Annotated in this window: 2 protein-coding genes and 1 pseudogene; all 3 read right to left on the minus strand. The window is 69.7% G+C overall.

The annotated features are described in order from the left end of the window. Positions 1 to 22: 22 nt before the first annotated feature. Positions 23 to 1,531, minus strand: a pseudogene (locus I59_RS04300) (ABC transporter); the annotation flags it as partial. A gap of 215 nt (positions 1,532 to 1,746) precedes the next feature. After that, positions 1,747 to 2,145: a hypothetical protein gene (locus tag I59_RS21875; protein ID WP_148286082.1), complete on the minus strand. Its 399-nt coding sequence runs from the start codon at positions 2,143 to 2,145 to the stop codon at positions 1,747 to 1,749. Further along, complete coding sequence (locus tag I59_RS04310; protein ID WP_022902814.1) at positions 2,142 to 2,585, minus strand: hypothetical protein; 444 nt, start codon at positions 2,583 to 2,585, stop codon at positions 2,142 to 2,144. The genes I59_RS21875 and I59_RS04310 overlap by 4 nt, the downstream gene beginning before the upstream one ends. Positions 2,586 to 2,910: the final 325 nt, after the last annotated feature.

Below are 2,910 nucleotides of genomic sequence, written 5' to 3' on the forward strand. Positions count from 1 at the left end.
GTCAGGTTGTGGAGGCCGCGTCGCGGATCTTGAGGGTGCCGACCGGTTCCCGCTGCTCGTGCGCCGCGCGCTCGCCGCCGGGCTGGAGGTAGCGGCGGGTGACGCTCTCCTTGACCTCGGCGAGCCCGGCCGGGGGACCGCTGTAGAGGACGCGACCACCTCCCGAGCCCGCGCCCGGTCCGACGTCCACGATCCAGTCCGCCCGCCGGACGATGTCCATGTCGTGTTCGACCACGAACACGCTGTTGCCGCTCGCGCGGAGGTCGCCGAGCACTTGCACGAGCGACTCCGTGTCCGCCGGGTGCAAGCCGGCACTCGGCTCGTCGAGAACGTAGACCACGCCGAACAGCCCCGACCGGAGCTGCGTCGCGATCCGGAGCCGCTGCGTCTCGCCGGGGGAGAGCGTCGGCGTCGCCCGGTCGAGCCCGAGGTACCCGAGGCCGAGCCCGATAAGGACGTCGATCCGGCCGTGCAGGTCCGTCGCGATCGACTGCGCCACCTCCGAGCGTTCGCCGGACGTGACCGAGCTCTGCGCCGGCGTCGGGTCCGTCAGCTCGACGGCGGGTCGGAGGACCTCGACGACCTCGCTCAGCGGCAGCGCGTTGAACTCGGCGATGCTCAGTCCGCCGAACGTCACCGCGAGGGCCGCCCGCGTCAGCCCCGAGCCCCCGCACAACTGGCACGGGCCCGACTCCACGAAGCGCAGGGCCTTGTTCCGCTGCGTCTCGCTCTGCGAGTCCGCGAGGGTGTGCAGCGTGTACTGCCGGGCGCTCCAGAACCGTCCTTTGTACGGCTTCGCCACGCGGTCGCGCTTCGGGTGCACCTCGACCACCGGCTGCTCCTCGGTGAAGAGGAGCCAGTCGCGGTCGGCCCTCGGCAGGTCCTGCCACGGCCGGTCGATGTCGTACCCCAGGACCGCCGTCACGTCGCGGAGGTTCTTGCCCTGCCACGCGCCTGGCCACGCGGTGATCGCACCCTCCCGAATGGACAGCGACGGGTCGTGGACCGCCGAGGCCTCCGTCACCTCGTGCGCCGTGCCGAGGCCGTGGCAGCGCGGGCACGCTCCCGCCACCGTGTTCGGCGAGAACGAGTCGGAGTAGAGCTGCGTCGCGCCATCGGGGTAGGTGCCGGCACGCGAGTAGAGCATGCGGACCGAGTTGCTCAGCGTCGTCAGCGTTCCCACGGTCGAGCGGGTGCTCGGGGCACCGCGGCGCTGCTGCAGGGCGACGGCCGGGGGCAGGCCCGTGATCGCGTCGACGTGCGGTGTGCTGCCTTGCGCGATGAGCCCGGCGGCGTACGGGGCGACGGACTCGAGGAAGCGGCGCTGCGCCTCCGCGAAAACCGTGCCGAAACGCGAGCTCGACTTGCCCGAGCCGGAGATGCCCGTGAAGGCGACGATGCGGTCGCGGGGGATGTCCACGTCGACGTCCCGGAGGTTGTGCTCGCGGGCGCCGCGGACGCGGATGAAGCCGTCGGGGGTGTCGGTGGGCGCGGTGGTGCTGGGGGCGGGCTGGTCGTGCGGGGTGGGCATTCGTTCGAGCGTAGGCGGGGTGGCTGGGTGGTGCGCGGTGCTTGCTTCGTCGGCGGCGCTCGCTGGTGAGCGGACTGGAGGCACGGTGCCGGTCCGTCATCCACCGGGACAGGCGTTTGCCGCATTCCGCACCTCGCAGCAGCGGTCCGGACCGGGTCCCGATCGAGCCCCCGGTAGGAACCAGATCGGCTCCTCCCGGGGATTGACAAGCGGAGCTAGTCGATCAGCAGGCGGACGCCGGTGCTGGTCACGACCGTCTGGGAAAGCAGGTCGCTCGAGACTCGCCGCAGCAGCAAGGCCCAGATACTGCTCGAGACTTCACGAAGCGGCACATCCCCCGACGTTCCCGCCAAGGCCACGACCCACACGATCACGAAGGCAGTGTCCGACTGCTCAAAGTGCAGCCGAAGCACCAGGTCAGTGGCGATCGACGTGCTTCCGAGATTCCGAGCGGTGTTTTTCACCGAAGGTGCAGGGCCGCCGTCGGGGTTGAACGCGCGAGTGCTTTCGAACCCTTCGGGCGAGGCCGCGCCCGGTCGGACGATCGACGGTCCGACGTGTCCCCAGTCTGTCGGGAGGAACGTCGCGAGCTGCCGCACCTGTTCGGGTTTCACAGGGAGTCGTTCACCCAGTCCGGGCACCGCGAGATGGGGCCGCTCGGCGCGGCGGTGCAGTACGCAGTCACGATCCCCAGGTCGTACTTGTCCGGTGAAGCCGAGGACGGCGCACGCTCTTCGAACGCGACGAACTCCTCCATCGCCTTGCCCTTGGCGACGAACTCAGCTCCGTACAGCCGACGGTTGTTCGGCTGGAGGACCCCGGCGGCGTTGATCTGCACCGCGTGCTCGATGGTCTGCTCCTCGACGTTGTGGTCCTGCAGAGCATGGAGGTAGCCGAACGCGGAGGTCTCGCTCCCTGATCGTCCGATGCGGAGGCCGACCTGGTGGTGGCTACCGTCCAGGAACACCGCCAGGCAGCTGTAGGGGTGCTTCGAGCCGGAGTAGTTCGTCGTGCCTGAGGGGCACGAGCCCTTCGTCAAGACGTGCGTCGGCACTGCAGGAGTGGTTGCCGTGACCGGGTCGAGCGCTACCCAGTGCCCGTCCGGAGGTGCAGCCGAGGCGTCGCCAGCTCGGTCCGTGGTCGGGTCGGCTGATGGAGCCGGTGCGGCACCTGTCGCAGAAGCAGTCGGTGTCGAAGTCGGCACAGCGGTGGCGGTCGGTGCAGGTGTTGCAGCGACGGCACCGGTGGTGCCGAAACCGGAGATGGCGCCGATCACTGCGCAGACTGCGACAGCAGCCCGCACGCTGGTTCGTTTCGTTGATCGCATGATCACATCCGTCTTTCGATTCGAGGATGCGGCGGACTCCTGCAGCGAGATG

This window comes from Curtobacterium sp. B8 (assembly GCF_000333315.1).
Classification (GTDB): Bacteria; Actinomycetota; Actinomycetes; order Actinomycetales; family Microbacteriaceae; genus Curtobacterium; species Curtobacterium luteum.